The 24378-nt window shown below is 44.5% G+C and carries 19 protein-coding genes; 14 read left to right on the top strand and 5 right to left on the bottom strand.

Annotated elements, in window-relative coordinates; translation table 11 throughout:
* The 11 genes from AB4507_RS06010 to AB4507_RS05960 form a co-directional block, all read left to right on the top strand.
* Nucleotides 1-2872, top strand: a 2872-nt coding sequence (locus AB4507_RS06010) for an HD domain-containing phosphohydrolase (protein ID WP_372182371.1), incomplete at its 5' end; no start/stop codon positions are given.
* A gap of 393 nt (nucleotides 2873-3265) precedes the next feature.
* On the top strand, nucleotides 3266-3985 hold the full coding sequence (locus AB4507_RS06005; protein ID WP_372182373.1) for a GntR family transcriptional regulator: 720 nt from the start codon (nucleotides 3266-3268) through the stop codon (nucleotides 3983-3985).
* Nucleotides 3986-4081: 96 nt separating this feature from the next.
* Nucleotides 4082-4978, top strand: coding sequence for a methylisocitrate lyase (gene prpB / locus AB4507_RS06000; protein WP_372170807.1), 897 nt, complete (start codon nucleotides 4082-4084; stop codon nucleotides 4976-4978).
* A gap of 146 nt (nucleotides 4979-5124) precedes the next feature.
* On the top strand, nucleotides 5125-6336 hold the full coding sequence (gene prpC / locus AB4507_RS05995) for a 2-methylcitrate synthase (protein WP_372182370.1): 1212 nt from the start codon (nucleotides 5125-5127) through the stop codon (nucleotides 6334-6336).
* A gap of 101 nt (nucleotides 6337-6437) precedes the next feature.
* Nucleotides 6438-9074 (top strand): Fe/S-dependent 2-methylisocitrate dehydratase AcnD, encoded by a 2637-nt coding sequence (gene acnD / locus AB4507_RS05990; RefSeq protein WP_372182369.1) that lies wholly within the window; start codon nucleotides 6438-6440, stop codon nucleotides 9072-9074.
* 9 nt (nucleotides 9075-9083) lie between these two features.
* On the top strand, nucleotides 9084-10256 hold the full coding sequence (gene prpF / locus AB4507_RS05985; protein ID WP_372182372.1) for a 2-methylaconitate cis-trans isomerase PrpF: 1173 nt from the start codon (nucleotides 9084-9086) through the stop codon (nucleotides 10254-10256).
* Nucleotides 10257-10372: 116 nt separating this feature from the next.
* The gene (locus AB4507_RS05980; protein WP_372182368.1) at nucleotides 10373-12277 is read left to right on the top strand and encodes a propionyl-CoA synthetase; all 1905 of its coding nucleotides are present in this window, start codon (nucleotides 10373-10375) and stop codon (nucleotides 12275-12277) included.
* Between the two features lie 147 nt (nucleotides 12278-12424).
* Nucleotides 12425-12871 (top strand): hypothetical protein, encoded by a 447-nt coding sequence (locus AB4507_RS05975; RefSeq protein WP_050648228.1) that lies wholly within the window; start codon nucleotides 12425-12427, stop codon nucleotides 12869-12871.
* A 236-nt stretch (nucleotides 12872-13107) separates the two neighbouring features.
* Nucleotides 13108-13509 carry a glycine zipper domain-containing protein gene (locus AB4507_RS05970; protein ID WP_004733606.1) on the top strand — a complete coding sequence of 134 codons (402 nt, stop codon included), beginning with the start codon at nucleotides 13108-13110 and terminating at the stop codon, nucleotides 13507-13509.
* Nucleotides 13510-13724: 215 nt separating this feature from the next.
* On the top strand, nucleotides 13725-14204 hold the full coding sequence (locus AB4507_RS05965) for a GNAT family N-acetyltransferase (RefSeq protein ID WP_009846623.1): 480 nt from the start codon (nucleotides 13725-13727) through the stop codon (nucleotides 14202-14204).
* Between the two features lie 86 nt (nucleotides 14205-14290).
* Complete coding sequence (locus AB4507_RS05960; protein ID WP_372182367.1) at nucleotides 14291-15703, top strand: NUDIX domain-containing protein; 1413 nt, start codon at nucleotides 14291-14293, stop codon at nucleotides 15701-15703.
* A 100-nt stretch (nucleotides 15704-15803) separates the two neighbouring features.
* Here the strand turns inward: AB4507_RS05960 and AB4507_RS05955 are convergent, their stop codons facing one another.
* A complete protein-coding gene (locus AB4507_RS05955) occupies nucleotides 15804-16613 on the bottom strand; it encodes a Cof-type HAD-IIB family hydrolase (RefSeq protein WP_017062301.1) in 810 nt (269 codons plus the stop codon).
* A gap of 184 nt (nucleotides 16614-16797) precedes the next feature.
* On the opposite strand from AB4507_RS05955, the gene queE reads away from it, so the two are divergent.
* Together queE and queC are read left to right on the top strand one after the other, a co-directional pair.
* Entirely contained in the window at nucleotides 16798-17466 is a 669-nt protein-coding gene (queE, locus tag AB4507_RS05950; RefSeq protein ID WP_346762947.1) for a 7-carboxy-7-deazaguanine synthase QueE, read from the top strand.
* A 58-nt stretch (nucleotides 17467-17524) separates the two neighbouring features.
* Nucleotides 17525-18220 carry a 7-cyano-7-deazaguanine synthase QueC gene (gene queC, locus AB4507_RS05945; protein ID WP_102321439.1) on the top strand — a complete coding sequence of 232 codons (696 nt, stop codon included), beginning with the start codon at nucleotides 17525-17527 and terminating at the stop codon, nucleotides 18218-18220.
* Here queC and AB4507_RS05940 read toward each other — a convergent pair.
* The 4 genes from AB4507_RS05940 to AB4507_RS05925 all read right to left on the bottom strand — a co-directional run bounded on the left by AB4507_RS05940 (nucleotide 18180) and on the right by AB4507_RS05925 (nucleotide 22780).
* Nucleotides 18180-20207, bottom strand: a complete 2028-nt coding sequence (locus AB4507_RS05940; protein ID WP_372182366.1) for a diguanylate cyclase — start codon at nucleotides 20205-20207, stop codon at nucleotides 18180-18182. The genes queC and AB4507_RS05940 overlap by 41 nt on opposite strands.
* Nucleotides 20208-20369: 162 nt before the next feature.
* Nucleotides 20370-20720 carry a DUF2750 domain-containing protein gene (locus tag AB4507_RS05935; RefSeq protein ID WP_017062305.1) on the bottom strand — a complete coding sequence of 117 codons (351 nt, stop codon included), beginning with the start codon at nucleotides 20718-20720 and terminating at the stop codon, nucleotides 20370-20372.
* Nucleotides 20721-20855: 135 nt separating this feature from the next.
* Nucleotides 20856-21473, bottom strand: a complete 618-nt coding sequence (locus tag AB4507_RS05930; RefSeq protein ID WP_372182365.1) for an OmpA family protein — start codon at nucleotides 21471-21473, stop codon at nucleotides 20856-20858.
* Nucleotides 21473-22780: a TolC family outer membrane protein gene (locus tag AB4507_RS05925; RefSeq protein WP_372182364.1), complete on the bottom strand. Its 1308-nt coding sequence runs from the start codon at nucleotides 22778-22780 to the stop codon at nucleotides 21473-21475. The genes AB4507_RS05930 and AB4507_RS05925 overlap by 1 nt, the downstream gene beginning before the upstream one ends.
* A 402-nt stretch (nucleotides 22781-23182) precedes the next feature.
* Between AB4507_RS05925 and AB4507_RS05920 the strand changes: the two genes are divergently transcribed.
* Nucleotides 23183-24378, top strand: a 1196-nt coding sequence (locus AB4507_RS05920) for an Ig-like domain-containing protein (RefSeq protein WP_372182363.1), incomplete at its 3' end; no start/stop codon positions are given.

Raw genomic sequence — 24378 nt, 5'->3', positions numbered from 1 at the left:
CTTTTATAGTATTTACATTGGCTCATCTAATGAAAACTTCTTCCAAATTATTAATCTAGAATCTGCCCCTGTCGTTAGAGAAAAAATCGGTGCACAACAAAAAGACCGTTGGGTTGTGGTTGAGATTCATAATATAGGGGAGGAGCGCGTCCGTACGACGAAATATTTTGACCAAGAGTTTACGCTAAGAAACTCAACTACGGAGCAGAGCAACTACCTTCCAACAACCAGGCCCTGGTATGTTTCTGCCAATGTTCAGTCGGTCGAAAAAACTCAGCCATATCTTTTCCAGCATTTACAAATTACCGGGCAAACTTATTCTCTAGCGTTTGATTCGAAAATCGAATCTGAAATTCAACATGTGATTGGTATTGATATTGTGTTGTCTTCTTTAGCTAGCAAACTATCAGGTACGGCGCTTGGCTTAGCAGAAGACAGTAAGGTTGAGTCTTTCTTATATTCGAAATCGGGTAATATTATTGCGTCTAACCTCAAGGTTAACAATCAGGAATCGGAGTTTGATGTATCAACATTGATGCTATCGTCTGAGCAGCAAGCCTTGATTAACGATACCCCTCCGCTGTTAGTGTCTAATCAAAATGATTGGGGGCCGATGGACTTTTCAGTGGCGGGAAAACCAAACGGCTATGCGATAGACCTTCTTAAAATGATTGGTGAGATGACAGGGATCAGGTTTGAATTTGTTAATGGTTTCTCTTGGGGCGAGCTTGTCAGTATGTTTCAAGAAGGAAGTATTGATGGCCTGCAATCGGTTCAACATTATAAAAATAATGGCATAGATGGCCTATACACGACTCCAATTTATGAATTGCCATTTTCTATCGTGACAAGGGTCGGCGCGAAGGTTGTCACTAATTATGCCGAGCTTGAGGGTAAAAAAGTTGCCATTTTATCTGGGTGGTCAATTATTCCTAAGTTGAGAGAGGATTTTCCGAACATTGATTTAGTTGAATTTGAAAACCTAGAGTCTGCATTTAATTCAATTGAAAGCGAAGAGAACTTTGCTTTCTTAGAAGCAGAACCCGTACTCTCGTTTGCATTAGATAGGTTTTTCCAGCCAGGCCTTGTTGTCAATGGGACTCTAGAAGATCTAAAACAGAACTACTCAAACCAATTCCATTTGGTGCTGCAGAGCAAGCATAAACAATTGCTCCCAATTATTGACAAAGCTATCAGTAAGTTAAGTGGTGAACAACTTGATGCCTTAGCGAAAAAGTGGCTGCATGATACCGGCTTTAATACGAATACGACGGTTCCTTATACTGAACTTTATGATTTGACTAAGGAAGCAACGGTTGAAGGCAGTATGGTAAGGGTAGAGTTGAATGGCGAGATCAAGCATCTCTATTTAAAGAAAATAGACACGGGCGAACACTACTCTGAGTATTTTGCGGTATTGATTCCCGAATCTGAAGTCTTCAGTACAGTCAATAAACGTCTAGCAACCTCTGTTGGTGTAACGGTGTTACTGATGAGTTTGACGTTGCCTATTGCTTGGGTTTTTGGTGCGCCGATAGTGCATCCAATTCGCCAATTAGAGGAAGAGACTCATAAGGTTAAGCTGCGTGATTATGACAACGTGACAATTCTTGATACTCGAATCAAAGAAGTGTGGGAATTATCTGTTGCTGTAAAAGATATGGCTATGGAGATTAAACGACATGAACAGATGCAAGAGGCGTTTGTTGAGTCGTTTATCAAGCTCATCGCTCAAGCGATCGATGATAAGTCCGCTTATACGGCAGGGCATTGTAATCGTGTACCAGAACTCGGCTTGATGCTGGCTGACGCGGCGGAACAATCGCAGTCTGAGCACTTCAAAGACTTTGAGTTTAAAAATGATGACGAACGCCGTGAGTTTAGAATTGCGGCTTGGCTTCATGATTGTGGCAAGATCACGACACCGGAACACATCGTCGATAAAGGTACGAAGTTAGAAGCGAACTACAACCGAATCCACGAGGTGAGAACTCGATTTGAAGTACTTTGGCGTGATGCGGAAATCACCGCTTTGAGAAAACAACTTGATGGTACGCTATCAACGCAACTGATAGCCGATGAACTTACGGCAACGAAGCAGCAGCTACAAGATGACTTTGCCTTTATCGCTACGTCGAACGTTGGTGGTGAGTTCATGAGTGATGACAAAGTCACTCGTATTCGCTCGATAGCTGAGACGACCTGGACGCGTCACTTTGATGATCAACTTGGTCTATCACCGATAGAGGCAATGAATCGAGAGCCGAGTTCAAGTTTACCAGCCACAGAACCACTTTTGAGTGATAAGCCAGAGCACATAGTGAAAAGAGATAGGCCGTTAGAATTTGACCCGAAACATCAAATCAAAATGGATGTGCCGGAGCATCTATACAACTTAGGCGAAGTCTACAATCTGAGTATTGCACGCGGTACATTGACTGCTGAAGATAGATTTAAGATAAACGAGCACATGCTTGGCACGATTAAGATGCTTGAGAACCTGCCATTCCCGAAAGAGCTAAGTCGTGTTCCTCGCTATGCTTCGACGCATCATGAAACACTCAAAGGTACGGGATATCCAAGGAAGCTGACTGGTGATGACCTTTCAATCCCAGAACGTATTCTGGTGATCTCCGATATTTTTGAGGCGTTAACTGCCGCGGATAGGCCTTATAAGAAGGCGAAGCCAATCAGTGTTGCTGTCGACATCATGTACAAAATGGCGTTGGACGAGCATCTCGATATCGAACTGTTTAGATTGTTCTTAACCAGCGGTACTCACCTGCGTTATGCAGAAGAGTATCTCAAACCGGAACAAATTGATTTCGTTGATATCAACAAATACCTAGAAGTTACTCGTCAGATAGCTTGATTAAAGGTTGGCTTGTTAGAACGGGTTCGATGAATGAAAGGCGCACATGAGTGCGCCTTTTTTATATCTGTTTATCGGTGAGCTGGTGGATAGATACGAAGGGGGCTGCTTTTGACAAGTTTCGGCTATAAGTTGTCGACATATCGATTTCAAATGATTTTAGGGTAGATAGGGGGGTAGTGACTCTTACTCTGATTAAATCGATAAATAACAGATGGTTGAGTTGTTTGTAGTGTCCTTTTGGATTAGTTTTAATCGTCTATGAAAAATACTACCTTAGTCTAAATTGTCGACAATTGGCTTGATTGTCGACAATTCAATCGTGTATTTTATGTTCATGTTATGAAATTGTTGACAATTAAGGTTCAGCAAATAGAAGTGAGCAGCGTGAATATGAATACTGCGATAAAAGATCTCAACTTGAGTGCAAACACGAAAACACGTGTGAGCGATAAAGAGAACACTAAATCAGAAAACCTCACTGAGTATCTCGTTGAGGCGATTGTTAGTGGCGAATTAGTTCCTGGCAGTAAGATTTCGGAGCCTGAACTGGCTAAACGCTTTGAAGTAAGTCGAGGTCCATTACGTGAAGCGATAATGCGTGTGGAGGGGCTAGGGCTTATTGAACGAATTCCTCATGTCGGCGCACGAGTTATTACTTTTTCGGCAGAAAAACTGCTAGAGCTTTACGCGGTGCGAGAGGCTTTGGAAGGCATGGCTGCTCGACTCGCAGCGAGACATATCACACAAGAAGAGCTTGTCGGGCTTGAAGGGTTATTGTCGACACATTCAAAGCATATCGATGAAGTAGAAGGTTCTTCTTACTTTCATCAACATGGGGATTTTGATTTCCATTACCGCATTATCAAAGCGAGTCGCAACAGCAAACTCATTTCGTTGTTGTGTGACGAGCTTTATCACTTATTACGCATGTATCGCTATCAATCGCCTAGGGCTCAGTCTCGGCCCAAAGAGGCGCTCGATGAACACAAATACATCCTACAAGCGATTCGCAACCGTGATGAAGAGCTAGCAGAAATGCTAATGCGAAGACACATCTCGGGAAGCCGATTACTTATAGAGCAACAAATTCAATCCAAAGATCTTGATTAATTGGCGACTGGTATTTGCTAGCGGTTCTTCGCTGGCGAGAGCTAAACATCAGTAGTCATAAAGATTAGAAATTAACAATTAACAGGGAGCGTCATTATGAAGTTATCAGCAGGAGCTAAGTTCCGACAAGCTGTGCAAGACAACGACCCATTGCAGATCGTCGGTACGGTGAATCCGTATTGCGCGATGATGGCAAAGAACTTGGGGCATCAGGCGATCTATTTGTCTGGCGGAGGTATCGCCAATGCGTCTTATGGGTTGCCTGATTTAGGCATCACCACATTGAACGATGTGTTGGTAGATGTTGAACGTATTACCAACGCGTGTGATCTGCCATTGCTGGTGGATATCGATACGGGATTTGGTGGCGCATTCAATATTGCACGTACGATTCGCGCAATGGAGAAGGCAGGCGCAGCAGCAATCCATATGGAAGACCAAGTGGCCCAGAAACGCTGTGGTCATCGACCAAATAAAGCGATTGTAAGTCAGCAAGAGATGGTCGATAGAGTCAAAGCGGCAACCGATGCTAGAACCGATGAAAGCTTTGTGATTATGGCACGTACGGATGCATTGGCGGTTGAAGGCATTGATAGCGCAATTGAGCGAGCGATAGCTTGTGTTGAAGCGGGCGCAGACATGATCTTCCCTGAGGCGATGAATCAACTCGATCAATACGTGAAGTTCTCGGCAGCGCTGAAATCAGCAACGGGCAAGCACGTGCCTATTCTTGCGAACATCACTGAATTTGGCCAAACACCACTCTACAGCTGTAACGAGTTAGCCCAATCAAGTGTCGACATGGTGCTTTATCCATTGAGTGCGTTCCGTGCGATGAACAAAGCGGCGGAGAATGTTTACAAGCACTTGCTAGTTGAAGGCAATCAAGAAGCTCTGTTGGATTCAATGCAAACCCGTAAGGAGCTTTACGAACACCTGAGTTACCACGATTACGAGAACAAGCTTGATCAGTTGTTTTCAAGCGAAGGGTAAACCAGTTTCAATTAATCAAAAATCAACTTAATCCAATAACGTGAAATGGTTAGTCGCCAAATCCAGTACCGATGATAAAGATCATCGGGCATATAAATAGGCAGCACCAAAGAGTGCAGGCGGCTAACACAGAAAAGGAGTTCACCATGTCTGTATCTTTGAGTGATAAAGCCGCTGTCGAAAATGCTTCAAAAGTAGAGCAAAAAAGTGAAAAAACAGCAAACAAACCAGCCAGCGTACCGGCAATCGGTGGTGCTGGTCTACGTGGTCAAAGTGCAGGGTCGACTGCGCTATGTACGGTAGGAAAATCAGGAACGGGTTTGACCTACCGTGGCTATGACATAACCGACCTTGCTAATCATGCTCAGTTCGAAGAAGTAGCGCATCTGCTACTAAGAGGTCATTTACCCAGTGAAAAAGAGCTTGATGATTACAAAACACTGTTGGTTGGTTTGCGCGGCTTGCCTCAACCTTTGAAAGCAGCACTAGAGCTTATCCCTGCAGACGCTCATCCAATGGATGTGATGAGAACAGGTTGTTCAATGTTAGGTAATTTAGAGCAAGAGACTGATTTTTCAGAGCAACTGCCCGCGACTGAACGAATGCTCGCGCTTTTCCCCGCGATTATTTGTTATTGGTACCGCTTTAGCCATGATGGCGTGCGAATTGATACCGAAGATCAAAGTGAAGCATGTCTGGGTGGCTACTTCCTGAAGATGCTAACGGATAAAGCGCCTAGTGAACTTCATAAGAAGGTGATGCACTGCTCGCTAACCCTTTACGCGGAGCATGAGTTTAACGCATCTACTTTTGCTGCCCGTGTCTGTGCATCAACACTGTCAGATATTCATTCGTGCGTTACAGCAGCAATTGGCACACTAAGAGGTCCTTTACATGGCGGTGCGAATGAAGCGGCAATGGAAATGATCCAAGATTGGAAATCCGCTGATGAAGCAGAAACTAACATCATGCAGATGCTTGCTAACAAAGACAAAATCATGGGCTTCGGTCATGCCATTTATCGTGAAATCGACCCACGAAATGCTCTAATCAAGCGTTGGTCAAAAGAGCTAGCTCAAGAGGTCGGTGATAAACAGCTTTACGCCGTTTCAGAACGTGTTGAAGCGGTTATGAAGCGCGAGAAAGGCTTGTTCTGTAATGCTGACTTCTTCCATGCATCGGCATATCACTTCATGGACATCCCAACCAAATTGTTTACTCCGATCTTTGTGATGAGCCGCCTTACAGGTTGGACGGCGCATGTGTTCGAACAAAGAGAAAACAATCGCATCATTCGTCCAAGTGCAGACTACACCGGGCCAGAGCATCAAGACTGGTTACCTATTCATCTACGTTAGCCCTCTATAACGAGCCGACTTATGTCTTGAGGTGACTTCCGTCTTCATACGACAAGGCCTCAAGAACCAACGAATAGAATTTAACAGATAATGGTGGATGTATGTCTGATGTGAAACTTGAACAAGCTCAGTACCTTGATAAAAATCAGTACCGAAAACTTTTACCCGGAACTCATTTAGAATATTACGATGCTTGCGAAGCGGTAGAAGCGATATCTCCGGGCAGTTATAAAACCTTGCCTTATACGTCGAGAGTATTGGCAGAGCAATTAGTAAGACGCTGTGATCCTGAAACCCTTGAAGACAGCTTAAAACAGATCATTGAACGCAAGAGTGACCTTGATTTCCCTTGGTATCCTGCGCGTGTGGTGTGTCATGACATTCTTGGTCAAACAGCCCTAGTAGATTTGGCTGGATTAAGAGACGCGATTGCCGACCAAGGCGGAGACCCTGCCAAGGTGAACCCCGTTGTCGAAACCCAGCTGATTGTTGATCACTCTTTAGCTGTGGAACATGCAGGCTTTGATAGTGAAGCCTTTGATAAAAACCGCGCGATTGAAGAGCGAAGAAACGAAGACCGTTTTCACTTTATCGAATGGTGTAAAACCGCGTTTAAAAACGTGAGTGTGATTCCCGCAGGTAACGGGATCATGCACCAGATTAACTTGGAAAAAATGTCTCCAGTCATTCAATCTAAAGAAGGCATCGCGTTTCCGGATACTTGTGTCGGCACAGACAGCCATACACCGCACGTAGATGCGCTGGGCGTTATTGCGATCGGTGTGGGCGGCTTGGAAGCTGAGACAGTGATGCTCGGTCGCCCGTCAATGATGCGTTTGCCTGATATTGTGGGCGTTAAACTGACTGGTCAACGACAAGAAGGGATAACCGCAACGGATATTGTGCTCGCAATAACGGAGTTCCTTCGCAATGAGAGAGTGGTTTCAAGCTATTTGGAATTCTTCGGTGAAGGCGCGCGTGCACTGACCATTGGTGACCGTGCGACTATATCTAACATGACGCCAGAATACGGCGCGACTGCGGGTATGTTCTATATCGATGAACAGACCATTCAATACCTAAAACTCACTGGCCGTGAGCCTGAGCAGGTTGAACTAGTCGAACGCTATGCCAAGCAAACCGGACTTTGGGCTGATGACTTAGATTCCGCTCAATACGAACGTGTGCTTGAGTTTGATTTGTCTAAAGTTGAGCGTAACCTTGCGGGGCCTTCAAATCCTCATCGCCGTTTGCCAACCAGAGAGCTGGCTGAACAAGGTATCAGTCAAGCATCTTGGAAAGAGCAGCATGCTAAGCAGTACAGCGATGATCAGATGCCCGATGGTGCCGTAATCATTGCGGCAATTACTTCTTGTACTAACACCAGTAACCCAAGAAACGTGGTCGCCGCGGCATTGGTTGCTAAGAAAGCCAATCAGCTTGGATTAGTTCGCAAGCCGTGGGTGAAAACGTCATTTGCGCCGGGCTCTAAAGTTGCCAAGCTCTATCTTGAGTCGGCAGGTTTGCTACCTGATCTGGAACAATTAGGCTTCGGTATCGTAGGTTATGCGTGTACCACCTGTAATGGTATGAGCGGAGCCCTAGATCCTACAATCCAACAAGAGATCATCGACCGCGACCTGTACTCAACCGCTGTGTTGTCAGGGAATCGAAATTTCGATGGTCGAATCCATCCCTATGCAAAACAAGCGTTTTTAGCCTCACCGCCATTAGTGGTTGCTTATGCCTTGGCGGGTACGATTCGCTTTGATATCGAGAAAGACAGCTTAGGCACTGACAACTATGGTAAGCCAATCTACTTAAGCGATTTATGGCCGAGTGATGCAGAGATCGATGCTGTTGTCGGTGAGCATGTTAAGCCTCAGCAATTCCAACAAATCTACGTAAAAATGTTCCAGCCAGACGAGGAGCAGGTGACTACTGAACCGCTTTATGACTGGCGACCTCAAAGTACCTATATCCGAAGACCACCTTATTGGGAAGGGGCTCTTGCGGGGGAACGAAGCCTTTCAGGGATGAGACCTTTAGCGATTCTGGGTGACAACATCACCACAGATCACTTATCCCCTTCAAATGCGATTCTCGCTTCGAGCGCTGCGGGTGAATACCTCACCAAAATGGAAGTGCCGGAAGAGGACTTTAACTCTTACGCGACCCATCGAGGTGATCACTTAACCGCCCAACGAGCAACCTTCGCCAACCCTAAACTGTTCAACGAAATGGTGAAGGACGCAGGAGAAGTCGTTCAAGGTTCACTAGCAAGGGTTGAACCCGAAGGTCAAGTTACGCGAATGTGGGAAGCGATAGAAACCTACATGAACCGTAAACAACCTTTGATTGTCGTTGCTGGCGCAGACTACGGACAAGGCTCGTCACGTGACTGGGCAGCCAAAGGTGTGCGCTTAGCGGGTGTTGAAGTAATTGTGGCAGAAGGGTTTGAACGAATTCACAGAACCAACTTAGTTGGCATGGGCGTGTTGCCTTTGCAGTTTAAAGCGGGAACTAATCGCAACACCTTGCAACTCGACGGTACCGAGTTTTACGACGTTTACGGCGACATTGAAGCGGGTTCTGATTTGGCTCTAGTCATCACTCGTAAAAACGGTGAAAAGCTTGATGTTCCTGTGATCTGCCGACTAGACACGGCAGACGAAGTGAATGTTTATAGCGCTGGTGGCGTGTTGCAACGTTTCGCCAAAGACTTTCTTGCAAATTAGGAGCTTATGATGACAAATAAACAGATAAAAGTACCTGCTACCTACATGCGGGGCGGAACAAGCAAAGGCGTTTTCTTCAACTTAAGTGACTTACCTGAGGCTGCGCAAGTTGCCGGAGAAGCTCGAGACGCATTACTTCTGCGCGTGATTGGTAGTCCAGATCCTTATGGCAAACAAACCGATGGCATGGGTGGTGCAACATCCAGTACCAGTAAAACCGTTATTGTTTCGAAAAGTAGTAAAGCCGATCACGATGTTGATTACCTATTCGGCCAAGTAGCAATAGACAAGCCGTTCGTTGATTGGAGCGGTAACTGCGGCAATCTGTCTGCTGCAGTGGGCCCATTTGCTATTCATAGTGGCCTAGTCGACTCGAATCGTATTCCAGAAAACGGTGTGGTCGAGGTGCGAGTATGGCAAGTGAACATAGAGAAAACCATTATTGTTCATGTACCTATCGCTGGTGGTGAAGTCCAAGAGTTGGGTGACTTTGAGCTCGATGGTGTCACTTTCCCCGCCGCTGAGATCCAAGTTGATTTTCTAGACCCAGCCGATGCGAGTGGTTCAATGTTTCCGACAGGGAATGTTGTCGATTTTTTAGGTGTTCCAGATCTGGGTTGCATCAAAGCGACATATATCGATGCAGGGATACCAACCATTTTTGTTGATGCTGAAGCTGTGGGCTATCAAGGCACAGAGCTTCAATCGGATATTAACAGTGATACCAAAGCCTTGGCTCTGTTTGAATCCATTCGAGCACATGGCGCAGTCGCGATGGGGCTTATTGAGTCGTTAGAACAAGCTGAATCACGCCAACACACTCCCAAGGTTGCGTTTGTTGCTAAGCCTCAAGACTATCAAGCTTCAAGTGGCAAGTCAGTTACTGTGGATGAGACAGACCTGCTGGTACGCGCTCTGTCTATGGGGCAATTGCATCACGCCATGATGGGCACAGCTGCGGTTGCGATTGCTTCAGCTGCGAGTGTTCCGGGCACGCTAGTGAATTTAGCGGCGGGAGGAGGCTCTCGTGACTTTGTGACTTTTGGGCACCCATCAGGAACATTGAAGGTAGGTGCTAAAGCGCTAGAGACAGAAAGCGGATGGAGAATTGAGAGGGCGATTATGAGTCGTAGTGCCCGAGTGATCATGGAAGGTGCCATTCGTGTGCCTTTTCCCAAGTAAAGCGATTTTCGTGTTCGGTTAAATGTTCCGAACACAACGCTGAGAAAAGAGCGCAATCAAGTGCTACTGCCAAAGGGCAGGCGCTTGGAAAATGGATGAATCATGGAGGTGGCACTATGTCTGCTACAAATCGAATGACTAGAGAAACGGATTACATCACCGAGTATCAATGGGCGAGGGAAGATCCCAATTCGTTCTGGGAAACACAATCACAAGCCATTGATTGGTTTGAGTCTCCAAAAACAATATTACAAACGGACGATAACGGTATTGAACGTTGGTTTCCTGATGGGGTGATGAATACTTGCTGGTTGGCTTTGGATTATCATTGTGAAAATGGGCGAGGTGACAATACCGCACTGATTTACGACTCTCCAGTTACAGGAACTCAATCCTCGTACACTTACAATCAATTGCGTAACCAAGTGGCTAAAGTCGCTGGTATGTTAGCCACGCAAGGCGTTACCAAAGGTGATCGTGTGGTGATCTACATGCCAATGATTCCTGAAGCGGCGATGGCAATGTTGGCCTGTGCACGACTAGGTGCGGTGCATTCGGTGGTGTTTGGTGGTTTTGCCCCTCATGAGCTTGCCGTTCGAATTGAAGATGCCGAGCCCAAGGTGTTGATTACTGCATCCTGCGGTGTCGAGATAAATAAAGTCCTGCCATATAAGCCGATGGTCGATCGCGCGATCATGGACAGCCGATGGAAGCCTGAGAAAGTGGTGGTATTCCAAAGAGAGCAGTCTCTAGCCGAATTGAACAACGAACGTGATGTACTTTGGCAGCAAGCTGTTGAGGATGCTTTGCCTCACGTATGTGTGCCTGTTCTAGCGACTGACCCACTATATATCTTGTATACATCAGGGACGACGGGTAAGCCAAAAGGCGTGGTGCGCGATAATGGTGGTCACGCGGTCGCGATGAAATACTCGATGAGCACTATCTACGATATGCCGCAAGATGGTGTGTTTTGGGCGGCTTCTGATGTCGGCTGGGTAGTGGGGCATTCCTATATTGTGTATGCGCCATTGATTCATGGTTGCACAACCATCTTGTTTGAAGGAAAGCCAGTTAGAACGCCAGATCCGGGGGCATTCTGGCGTGTGTGTGAAGAGTACAACGTCGATGTGTTATTTTCTGCGCCAACGGCATTTAGAGCTATCAAGAAAGAAGATCCTGAAGGCGAGTTACTCACCAAGTATGACTTATCATCGCTCAAGTCGATTTTTATGGCGGGAGAGCGTTTGGACCCGCCAACATTGGATTGGGTTGAGTCTCATACCAATAAACCGGTTATTGACCACTGGTGGCAAACCGAAACGGGTTGGGCTATTTCTGCCAATCCGACAGGGCTGGAATCTTTGCCAGTGAAAGCAGGTTCTTCAACTAAGCCTGTGCCCGGTTACCAAGTCGAGATTCTTAATGAATTGGGTGAAACGGCACAGCCTAATCAGCAAGGCTTTGTTGCACTCAAACGTCCACTACCACCCGGTTGTTTACCCACGGTTTGGCGTAATCATGATCGATTTGAATCTGGCTATCTGAGCCAATTCCCAGGCTATTATGTTTCTGGGGACGGTGGCTATCTCGATGAAGATGGGTATCTATTTATCATGGGCCGTATCGACGATGTGATAAACGTAGCGGGACACCGTCTGTCGACTGGAGAAATGGAAGAGATCGTGGGTGGTCACCCAGCCATTGCAGAATGTGCGGTAGTCGGGATTCACGATGACTTGAAAGGACAACTTCCTTTAGGTCTAGTTGTGTTAAAAGATGGCGTAAAAGTCGATGGCATTGAGTTGCAAAGGGAATTGGTTGGCAAGGTTCGTAATGAGATCGGCGCGGTAGCTTGTTTTAAGCAAGCCTTGGTTGTTGAGAGGTTACCTAAGACACGCTCAGGTAAGATCTTACGTAGAACGATCCGGCAGATCGCAGAAGGTGAACAATATGTGGTGCCTTCAACTATTGACGACCCTACCAGCTTAGCTGAAATTGCTGAAAAGCTCGGCAAATAGACGTCGCAGTTTAGGTAATCTCACCTTCGGCTTGTTGATTTATACATAATCCGGCGTGATGGTTTACCTAAACTCTACTTTATTCATCCGCTTATCCATTGCGTTTACTATGACCTCATTATGAATCCCACATATTGAGGTCTTTTTATGCGAGCTTACTTTTTGTTGATTGCTTTATTGGTCAGTGGTGCTGCTAGTGCCAGTATTTCAAAGGATGAAGCGAGTAGAGCGTTGTTAGAACCTTTGAGTCATCCCAAGGTATTTAAATGTGTATCAAAGACTGGCGTCGATCTCTATCAAGCGGTTTTTGATATTGGTGTGGGATATGAAGCCGACCCTATTAACTCGAAGATGATCGTTAATTCAAGGAAAGGCCGCTACGAATATCAAATCTTAGGCGCAGTAAGGTCTGAAAGAGCTGGTGAAATTGTCGTGTTAACTCGCCATGTGGGAGACGGTGTTAAAGTTGCGGCTATGATTGATGACGAAAATGGCAAGATACTGGGGATCGGCGATAAAAATCATTATCGAGATTGTGGTGTTAGGCCACCACCTAGCGTAGCAAACATGCAAAACTTTTGGTCTAAAGGCTAAGAGATATGTGAAAGGCAAGAATTATAGAGAAAGCTCGATTGAGGCGACCTTATTGGTCGCCTTTTTTGTTTGTCAGGCTAAAGCGAGCTCAAAGATATATATCAATAAGCACTTATGCGATGGTTGAATGATACATAACTGAACATGATGTATCGTCTAAACGTGGCTTTATTTATCTCATTAACGGTTCTGCTTAAGATGGCTCTACTCCAAACGAAGAACTAAGCGAGACTCCTATGAAATTCACTAAACCTTTTCTTTTAGCGACACTGATTGTGACTCTTTCTGGTTGCGCATCACCAGCAATGGATAACGAAAATGAGAATGCTGCACGTAATCGTGGTGCTGTGGGCGGTGCTTTATTAGGAGCGACAGCTGGCGCTCTAACTGGAGATGCGAGCTTAGCCGCGAAGGGGGCTGCATTGGGTGGTGTGACTGGTGGTGTTGCTGGTTCAATGAAAGATACGGATGATGCAAGAAACGCACAACGAACCCAAGTTACTGCTGATGGTCTAGCGCAAGACAATCGCACTGATGCAGAAAAGCGAGTTGCGGAAGTAGAGGCGGAAATTAAGCTTATTGAACTGGAACAACAGCTTGCTGATCTCAAAGAAGAGAAAGAAGATAACGGTGCATAAAGCTGAAGCTACAGCAAAAGCCACAGCAAAAAACATAGCTTCGATATTCGTTTAATTCAAAATCATTCAAACAGAATGGCCACGTAATGTGGCCGTTTTTGTATCTAAAATACACACTTCAAACAATGAATTAATTCAATAACTTGTATAGATACTCACGCCAAGTAAACTAGACTCAGTTTAGATATTAATTTGGTTTGAGAAGCGCAATAGTCATGAATGTCACCTTAAGGGCCGCAAAGCACGCGGATTTAGAACAACTTAACGAGTTAATGTTCGATCTCCACCATCACCACCACCTTGCTAGCCCAGAGCACTTTAAAACGGCAGAAGAGATTGAGCAGGAAAAAAGCATTGCACGATACTTGGATGACCCTGAATGTTTGGTTTATGTGGCATTAAAAGGAGAGCTCATTGTTGGCTTTATCTCTGGGCATTTTTGTGAGCTTATCTCAACGGTCAGCAAACCAGTGCCGATGGGAAGTGTCGATGAACTGTTTGTCTTGCCTGATTATCGAAAAGAATCGATTGCTGAAAAGTTGTTTAACAAAGTTGAAAGTACTTTTGATGATTATGGGGTTGAACAAGTCTTTGTAGAAGTTTGGGACTTTAACTCGCCTGCCAAGGACTTCTATCAAAAAATGGGGTTCACACCTCACATTCAATGGATGAGGAAGGCTTTGCACAAAACGTAGACAGCGATTTTGTGTGGCTTTGATTACAATAGTTCAACTGCAACAGCAGTCTTCAATATTCTTCTATTATTTTTTAGGTAAACTCGTTGGTTATTCGATATTTATTAGTTTTCATACTGTCTCTTTTGAGTACTATTTCCGCTTGGGCAAACGACACTTTGCCCGATCATATCGCGGGCGCCTTGTGTGTAGTACGTGCTGATAACCAAATCGTGTTGGTTGATGAGTTGATCACCGGTCAATTGTCTCTACCGGGAGGCACTGTTGTTTCAGGTGAGCCGCCAGCCGTCGCGGCGCAACGTGAAACGTGGGAAGAGGCTGGTTTGTCGGTAACGGTCGGTGATGTGCTAGGTTATACCGACAGTGCCGTCGTGTTTGATTGTATTTCTGACTCTGAAGTGATCAGTTACAAGGCTCGAAATGAGTTAGGTGGCTTTGAGCTGCCGATTTGGTTTGCGCCTCATTACGGCGTGGAAGTCAGCCGAGCGATGTTACTTCCTCCTACTGAATTACAAGATCACCAATACCGCTATCCAGAACAGTGGTCTGAGATTAACGAATTCTTTCTATCCGCGACAGACCAACCGGTGACGTATGTGACTGAGCTGGTGGGCGCAGCACCCAAAGTCCATCAAGTTGAATTAAATTGGATTGTGTCGCTTCAAAACGCGTTCGATAAGATGCCAAGCGTGTTTGCGAATACTGTGCTTTTGACTGACTTGTTGGCGAAGCCATGGGTTTTCATTGTGATATTGCCGTTAATTGCTTGGTATTTTGGCCGTAACTTCGCGTTGAAGTTTGGCTTCACTTTGATCTCGGTGACATTGCTTACTTTAATCGCGCACCAAGGTTTTGGTTTTCCACGTCCACACGCTTACTTGCCAACATTGAAACTGGTGATGAGCAGTGGGTATAGTTTTCCAAGTCTGTTGGCTGCTTTATGGGTTAGTTTAACCTTGTTAGTCTTTTGGAAACTAAAGCGCCTCTTGGAGCAAAAAGCGATTCTGGTAGTGCTCGCTGGCCTGCTGTGGATCATGCTATTTAAGTCTTATTCAGGCAGTGCGTTCTTTAGTGATGTATTAATGGGTGGTGTATTAGGCGCGTTAACGACGTGGCATATCGTGAGATTAGACGCTAAACCGGATGTTGATATTAGCGCTTTGTTGAGTTCTAAAGGTGTTTGGTGGGCATTGTGTTTACTGTCGATTGTTCTCACGGTGATATGGCCACTGCCAACATTCTCATTCTGGGTGGCGATTTTGATGACGATTGCATGCCTAGTGACGTTAACAGACTCGAAACCTTTAGTTGGTCAGTTCTCATTCAAGATCGTTCTTGGAGTGATGGCGATGCTGTTAGCGGGAAATCTGCTGATTAGCTGGGCTGGAAGCTTTGTCTCTTTCAGTGGTATTGCTTCATTTATTATTGAAACGTTACGTTTCCCAATATTGATTCTGTTTGGTGTGGTGGCATTTCGTCTGCCATGGAAAAGAGAGTAAGCGACTCGACTAACACAAAATCAAAAAGGCTGTGCAGTGCACAGCCTTTGTCATTTCTGAAACAAGCAAAAAGTAATTCTTATTAGAACCTGTTGAGCGTTTATGAGTTGAAGATAAACTTCTCAATCGCGACCGCTACACCATGGTCGTCGTTGCTAGCTGTGATGTGATCCGCCAGTTTCTTGGTTTCTTCCATTGCGTTTTCCATTGCAATGCCAAGGCCTGCGTATTCAAGCATATGGTGATCGTTTTCAGCATCACCCATGCAGATGACTTCTTCCGCTTTAATGCCTAAGTGTTTCGCTATCGCTTCAATACCGACACCCTTGTTTGATTTCGGGTTTAGGAACTCTAAGAAGAATGGTGCACTTTGTACGATAGTAAACTGAGTCTTAAGCTCTTGTGGCAACTTACCGATGATTTCAGTCAGCTTGCTTGGTTCAGCGACAATCATAGTTTTGATGATTTCGTGGTCATCTTCTAGTTGAGAAAAGTCGAACTCGGTTATATCTAAGCAATTAATACGCGCTTCAATACCAGTGTACTCATTGTTCTCAGGTGTGATTAAGCCGTGGATCTTGCTGAAAGCATGGACATAACCACCAAGCTGTTCAGCGAGGGCAGCAATCTCTTTTGCGGCTTTACCGTTGCTGATCTCACTGTGAATGATCTCTTTTGTCGATACGTTCTGAACCATAGAGCCGTTGTAGAAGAGTACAAAGTCATCTTCGCCGTCAATCGAAAGCTCATCTAATTTGCTTTGCATGCCTTCTAAAGGGCGACCAGAAGCGAGAACTACTTTCACACCTGCAGCTCGTGCTTTGGCGATTGCGTCTTTGTTCTCTTGAGAAATCACTTTTTCACTGTTGAGTAGTGTGCCATCCATATCAAGAGCAATCAGTTTGTACATGTTGTTCCTTACTAAAAAATTAAAAGCTAACGAAATCTATGGGCGAAAGGATAAGGGAACTTGAAAGTTCAGGCTAGGGCTTTGATCAACTCATTTATCAGTACTCATTTGTTTGACCAAAAGGGGGAAGTGCTTTAAGGTCTGCGGTTGATTAATTTCATCAAATGATTGAGCTGAGGGAAAGTTGTACAAGATTAATGAAATGTTTGAAACCATTCAGGGTGAGGGCGTGTTTACTGGCGTTCCCGCTGTTTTTGTTCGTCTGCAAATTTGCCCAGTGGGCTGTTCTTGGTGTGATACCAAGCAGACCTGGGAAGCGTTGCCAGAAGAGGAAACCAGCCTTGGCGATATTATGGTTAAGACAGAAGATTCACCTACTTGGTCAGCAATCGATGCTCAAGGAATCGTGAATGAATATATCAAGCAAGGTTACACTGCTAAGCACATTGTGATTACTGGTGGTGAGCCATGCATTTATGATCTTGTTCCTCTTACTGAAGCGTTTGAGCAGCACGGTTGTCGCTGTCAGATTGAGACTAGCGGAACATCAGAAGTTAAAGCCACACCGGACACTTGGGTTACGGTGTCACCGAAAGTGGCGATGAAAGCGAAACTGGAAATCTTAGATAGCGCCTTGCAACGTGCTAACGAAATTAAGCATCCAGTAGGTACAAGCAAAGACATCGAACAACTTGACGGTTTATTGGAGCGAGCAGCAGTTCCTAACGACACTGTTATCGCTCTGCAACCAATCAGCCAAAAAGACCGCGCTACTCAGCTTTGTATTGATACCTGCATTGAGCGCAATTGGCGCTTATCAATACAAACTCACAAATATTTGAGCATCGCATAGGTTGTATTTTTACTGGGCAAGATAAGTCGCTAGTAGAAGGTTCTCGTAAGGATTTAAGATGAAAAAAGCAGTGGTAGTATTCAGTGGTGGTCAAGACTCAACAACGTGTCTTGTTCAAGCATTAAAAGAGTATGATGAAGTTCATGCGATTACGTTTGATTATGGTCAGCGCCATAGACTCGAGATTGAAGTTGCTGAGTCATTGTCGAAAGAGCTTGGTGTGAAAGCGCACAAAATGATGGATGTGACTCTGTTGAATGAACTGGCTATCAGCTCTTTGACTCGTGACGATATTCCTGTGTCTCATGAGCTGCAAGAGAATGGGCTGCCGAATTCATTCGTTCCTGGTCGTAATATTCTATTTCTGACTCTAGCGGGTATTTACGCTTACCAAATCGGTGCTGAAACCGTGATTACAGGTGTGTGTGAAACAGACTTTTCTGGTTACCCTGATTGTCGTAATGACTTTGTGAAGGCGATGAACTCTGCACTTGTACAAGGTATGGACAAGCAGCTTGATATCAAAACACCGCTAATGTGGTTAAACAAGGCTGAGACATGGGCGCTAGCAGACCAGTACTCAGCACTTGAACTTGTTAGAAACAAAACACTGACTTGTTACAACGGCATTGTTGGTGATGGCTGTGGCGATTGTCCGGCATGTGAACTGCGTAAAGTTGGCCTTAACGATTACCTCGGTGATCGCGAAAGCATCATGGCTGAGTTGGTTCGCAAACAGGCTGAGAATAAATAATTTCAGGTAAATCAATCGGTTCGTTATATGCATCAATAATGCAGTTTCGGCCGTTGCTTTTGGCTTGATAGAGTGCTTGGTCGAGCACTGAATACAAGTCATCAAAGTCACTTAATGCGTTTGAGGTTGCTAGATAAGCAAAACTCGCGGTCACATTAAGTGACTTTTTGCTTTCTGATAAAAAGACAGTGCTTGAAATGGCGTAGTGCAACTCTTCAACGCGTTCTCGTACCTCTGCTGGTGGGGTATCGGTTAACATGATGACAAATTCTTCACCCCCTAAGCGACCAAACAATTCACCATTCACTAAGTGTTTTCTAATTTGATCACTAATATGGACCAGTGCCCGATCACCAGTAGGGTGCCCATACTCATCATTAATCTTCTTAAACTTATCTAGATCGAGCAGCACGAGCACATGCTGTTTGTCCGTCCCTTTACAGCGTTTCACTCTTTTGATTCTTCGAATTATCTCAGTTCGGCTATATGCTTTCGTTAAGCCATCAATTGCTGCTTTTGCGCGAACCGTTTTGTTTATCAATACCGTGAAGCTTGCAGCGCAAAGCAACAGAATAACAACGATGTTGTACATCCATCTTTGATGTTCCATTTTTTCAATTTGAACGCGGTCGAGTTTCGTCTGATGTGTCAGGAAAGAGCTTTCTAGTTCTTGTTCATATTTGGCGTGCGTCAGGCCGAGCGCTTCGAGTGCGAGTCGATTGTCGATATCTCTAGCTTCCATTTGTATTGACGAGTATCGCTGGTAGAAATAGAAAGCTTGTTGGTAATCGCTGAGTGATTGATGAATATCAGAAAGCTGAAGAAGTGACTGCGCGATGTATTTATGCCTTGTGACTTGTTCAGCTAATTCTAGCGCTTGTTGAGCATAGTTGAGTGCTTCCGTTGGCAATTTCTGTTCTTCGAACATATCGCTGATCGCCAAGTAAGCATTGATGCGAATGACATCATTGCTCAGTTCGCTCGAAGCTGAAAGAGACTCAATTAGGTAGGTTCTCGCCACATCATAGTTTTTCGTTTGAGTGTACGCTTTTCCTAAGCCAAGACTTGTGAGTGCAATACCGTAGCTATGCGACGTTGAGCTCAGCAGTGTTCTTGCTGTCTGAAAGTGGTGAATTGCTAGTTCACTTTGCTCTTGGTTAAGGTAGAGATCCGCAAGGCTGTGATGCACTTGTGCTTTCATTAAATCTGAAGCGTTTACTCTGAGAATGAGAGCTTGCTCTAGATACTCCGCCGATTTTTCATATTGCTTTAATTCTTTGAGCAAGTTACCCACATCGTTGTAAACCCCCGAAATATCATGCCCTTGTGGAAACACGTTTATTAGTGATAGGTAGGTGTCTAGTGCAGCTTGATAGTCACTGCGGAAATGATGATTGTTCGCGATGACTCGATAAGTCCCGAATTTTGGTAATACAGGGTCAGCGATGTCATGTAAATCTGACTGAAGGGCAGAGCAGTAATAGTTCGCTTGATGGTATTTAGCTTGCTCGTTAAGCGATCGGCATAGCTGGTACTTTAGTAAGGCTTTACCAGTTAAATCACTGCGAGATTGCATTTTCGCCAAAAGTGTTAGAAAGCCTTGTTGTGCTTGTTCATATTGGCCTTTGCCGTCTTTCCTCAGAGCAGAAATAAACGCTGTTTCTATCGCTTGGTAGTCATTGTCGTTTGAAGCGATTCCGTAGAACGGCTGATCTCGGTGGCTCATGTATTGATACAGAAGAGACGCAAGGTAAAGCTTATCTCCATAAACCGTTGAGCCGATGTAGCGTGTTTGCAGCATGTTTAATGCGCGCTCAGGAGAGTGGTTTAAAGTAGAGAGATAAAGCGCGTTCCAATCAGCATTTGGAGTAGAGCTTAGATTGGAGGTATAGACTGGTGAATTGTGGTCACGATCTGATGTTGATACTTGGCTATAAGAACAAAAGCTAATGAATAGTAGAAAGGTAACAAAAACGAAGTGATTCACAAGAGACGATCAATCAGATAAAGAACGATATTCTATTATTAGTTTGATGTTGCTTCAAATTTTGAATGGTGCGACTACGTGGTTATGCGAGGTAGGTCTCTAATTTATTGATACTAATCAGAGGTATATCGGTCGCGCGAATCGTGCGACCGATATCGGAAATTAGATGTATAATTTCGCTAGGTCAGAAGGCTCAAGTTCTTTGCCTTCTAATGTTGCATTCCAGTTAGTACCAACAAGAACGCCGTCTTCAGCAAGAGTCAGTAACCAATCTTCTACAAAGATATCTAGTGGAATTTCTAATACTTCGAAGTCAGCCCACTCTTCAACGTTGTGAGTTTGAGCATCTTCTTTTGAAGACCAGAATGGCATCACTTCGCTGTTTTCGAATTCACTTGAGTCACATGCTAGCCAACCTTCTTCGTTGCGAAGGCCCCATACCAGTTTAGTTTCTTGTGTTTCAGAAACGAAAAGTTCTAGATTTGCTTGAGTATCAGCTGTTAGTTTGCTCATGGATTAATTCTCTATGTTGATAACGTGGCAAGATTAACATTATAGACGGCTTAGGTATATGCTATTCAAGGAATTATCACCATACTGAAACGTTAACTTAAGATAACGTTTCAGATGAGGCATAACTAAGAGTGGTTACTTTCCAATTTTTGTAAAAATATGCCATTCTTCTTTGATGTTGCCTTTGAATCCGGCGACAGAAGCGACAACTTTTCTATTGAGCGCATGGTTGATTTTGGTTCCCTCTTCATTAGAAACGGTATCCCCGTAGCCAACGATTGTCACTCTAGATGGTTGTATACCATTACTTATTAGGGCTCGCCTTACATTTGATGCTCGTTCTTTCGATAAGTCTAAGTTGTGAGCCGCGTTTCCGACTTTACTCGCGTAGCCTTGTAGACGAATGGTTGTGCTTTCATACCGCTTTAAAAACGCGGCCATTTGACGAATTTGGCCAAGAAAAACAGGATTGATTTCTGTTGAATTGTTGGCAAATAAGATGTGAAGTTCTTTCTGTTCCGTTGACTCGAAATAAGAGCCGCAGCCGTCATTATCGATTTCAGCGCCAATCTGTGTATCAACACATAAATCACGGGCGTTTATTACACCGTCATTGTCATCATCTTGAAGATCGTAAATTTGAGTGACCGGCGGTAGAGCGCGATATTCGAATTCATCTTCGTTGTTTTCAGCTAAAGCATTGGCAGATACAACCATGAAGCAAAGCGATAATACTGTGTTGGTAAGCTTCATTAATATTCCACCTTTTCATTCCATTCTTCTGGGATCTCAACTCGTAAACCGATGAGTAGGTTACCAGTTGCGTTCATTACGCGATATTTTGCGTATTGCTCGTCATACTTAGCATCTAAATAGCCTTTACGAGCTTCGAATAATTCATTCTCAGTGTTAAGTAAGTCGAGAAGGGTACGTTTACCGATACGGTATTGTTTCTCATATGAGATTACCGTGTCTGATGCCGAGTCTACGTGGTCAGATAGGAACTCTTTTTGCTGAACCGTTAAATCAAGTGCGCTCCATGATAGACGTAGACTCTCTTCTACATTGCGGTAAGTACTTTCGCGAAGGTCCTTGGCTTTGTTGAGTTGGTAGGCTGCACTTTCTGTGCGGTCTTGATCCGAACCACCATTGTAAAGGTTGTATCTTAAACGAACCATGGCAGAAAACTCATCGCTGCTGCCTTCTGTACCACCGGCGTCATCACGCCAAGTTTGAGCGGCTTCAAAAGAAACAGTCGGGTAGTTGGTACTCTTAGATTGTTTGTATTGGAACTTCGCTGAGTCAACATCGGCTTGTGCAATCTTAATGACTGGATGCTGGTTAAACGCTTTTGCCAACGCACCATCAACGGTATAAGGAATTGCACCCGCATCTGCGCGAGGGAAAGTTAACCCTAAAGGAGATTGACCAACAAGTCTTTTAAACTGAGTATGCGTATCAAAAAGGTTGTTTTGAGCAGCAAGCAAATTCCCGTGCGCTTTCGCAATACGAGCTTCAACTTGTGACATATCTGCGGTTGAACCAATACCTGATTCCACGCGCTTACGAATGTCGTTATATATCTCTTTGTGCGTCGCTAGGTTGTTTTCAGACAGGGAAAGCACTTCGTAGGCTTTCACTGCGTCAAGATAAACCTTTGTGACTTCTAAAGCGATATCTTGCGCGTTAGATAGTAGTTGATAGCGCACAGACTCTGCATCAGCGGCAGTACGGTCGATATCATTGGATGTATTAGCACCATCCCATATTAACTGGGTCAAGGTGATCGTTGCTTCTTTTCTAGTCAGGTCGGTGGTGTCTTGGTTGGTTGCAAGATCAGTATGCTCATAACCAATCCCACCATCTAAGTCTATACTTGGTCGATAAGCACCACCAGAAGCGTCGTTAAGATAACGCTTACTGATATATTCGTTATAAGCACTTTTGATTTCAGGGTTGCTTTCTAATGTAAACGCAACGGCTTGCTCTAAGGTTTGTGCTGTTGTCGGCAAACTTAGCGCTATAGCTAACCCTAATGTTGTCGTTTGAATGTAATTCAATTTCCATCTCTCCAAATTGGACTGCATCTAAACCTACGCTTTTTAATGTGCTAGATACGAAATTTAGATGAACCGCCAAAAAAATAACGTTCGCTCGAGAAGCTACCGTAAATGGTTGTAAAGTTGTTAACAGTTTGCTGTGCGTTTTATGATGATTTTGAGAACGTCAATTTTACGTTTTTAGCTCTGTTATTTTTCGCAAACACAATAACTTATATTGATAGTGTGAGCACTTTCATTATTGTGTGATGTGATCAGCGTCATTACCTTGTCACTCGGTATGTTAAATGTACGATTCATAACTAGGAATTATGTGATGTTAAATGTTATATTTCGGCTAATATTATAAATAAGATGTCACAAAGTTGACGTGACAAGCGAAAATGGTTTTTAGGGGTTGATATGGACATTACAGCATTGAATTTGACCGGTGCTCTTGCATTGGGTCAGCGCATTGTTATTTCAGTTGATGGCACGGTTAGAGTACTCGAAGAGGGAGAGCCTCTACAGGCTGGAGATGTAACTCTTGAATCTCAAAATGGACCTAATGAACCTCAGGTATCAGTTAAGCGTTTTTCACCTGAAGACGGTGAAGTTGAACTAGACCAGGATATCGCAAATATTTTTGCCGCATTAGAAGAAGGTGAAGACCCTACTGAGTTAGGAGATGAGTTCGCTACCGCTGCTGGTCAAAATGGTTCTAGCTTGGCAACTAGTGGGACTGTAGAGCGAGACGGTGAAGAAACGATCCCAGCAACCGAATTTATAACAACGGGATTTGAAGCGCTGGGCATGTCGCGAACTCAAAGCCTGAGCCTTCTAGAGCAATTCCGTTTCGTACAACAAGAGCCAATCTTTGTAGACCTTTCTTTTAGCGCGCTTGAAGATGCACTAAGTGCATCTGTTCCAGAAGATACTTTGTTAAGCGGCCAGTTAACTGCGACCGATGCAAATAATGACCTTCTTACCTTCTCAGTTGAATCGGGCCCTTCTAACGGTAGCCTTACCCTAAATGAAGATGGCTCTTGGCAATACACTCCAGATGCAAACTATAACGGCCCAGATAGCTTCCAAGTTATCGTGACGGATGAAACTGGTCTGACAGACACGTTAACTGTCACAATTGATGTTACGCCAGTGAATGATGCGCCAGTAGCAGAGCCTAAGGACCGTTCCTTATTAGAGGACCAGGTTATTAGCGGTAGCATCAATGCTACGGATGTAGATCAACCTGTAGGTGAACCACTAGTGTTTACTACGGACACCTTAGTTGAAGGTCTAACTTTAAACGAAGACGGTAGTTATGAATTCGATGCGTCTTCTTATGGTTATCTATCCGAAGGTGAAGAACTAAAGATTGAAGTACCAGTCACAGTAACTGATGACCAAGGTGCAACTGATACAACAACGTTAACTATCACAGTCACAGGCACTAATGACCTTCCAATCGCAAACGCCGACACTAGTGCAGTGGAAGAAAACAGCACCGTAACCGTTGATGTACTGGCTAACGACACCGATTTAGACGATGGTGCTAAGTTCACTTTAGACAGTGTGAGCTCGGACAAAGGTCTGGTGACTATCGTTAATAACAAACT

It is taken from the genome of Vibrio sp. 10N.222.54.A3 (assembly GCF_041474095.1).
Taxonomy (GTDB): domain Bacteria; phylum Pseudomonadota; class Gammaproteobacteria; order Enterobacterales; family Vibrionaceae; genus Vibrio; species Vibrio crassostreae_C.
This window is presented reverse-complemented; position numbering and strand designations above follow the sequence as displayed.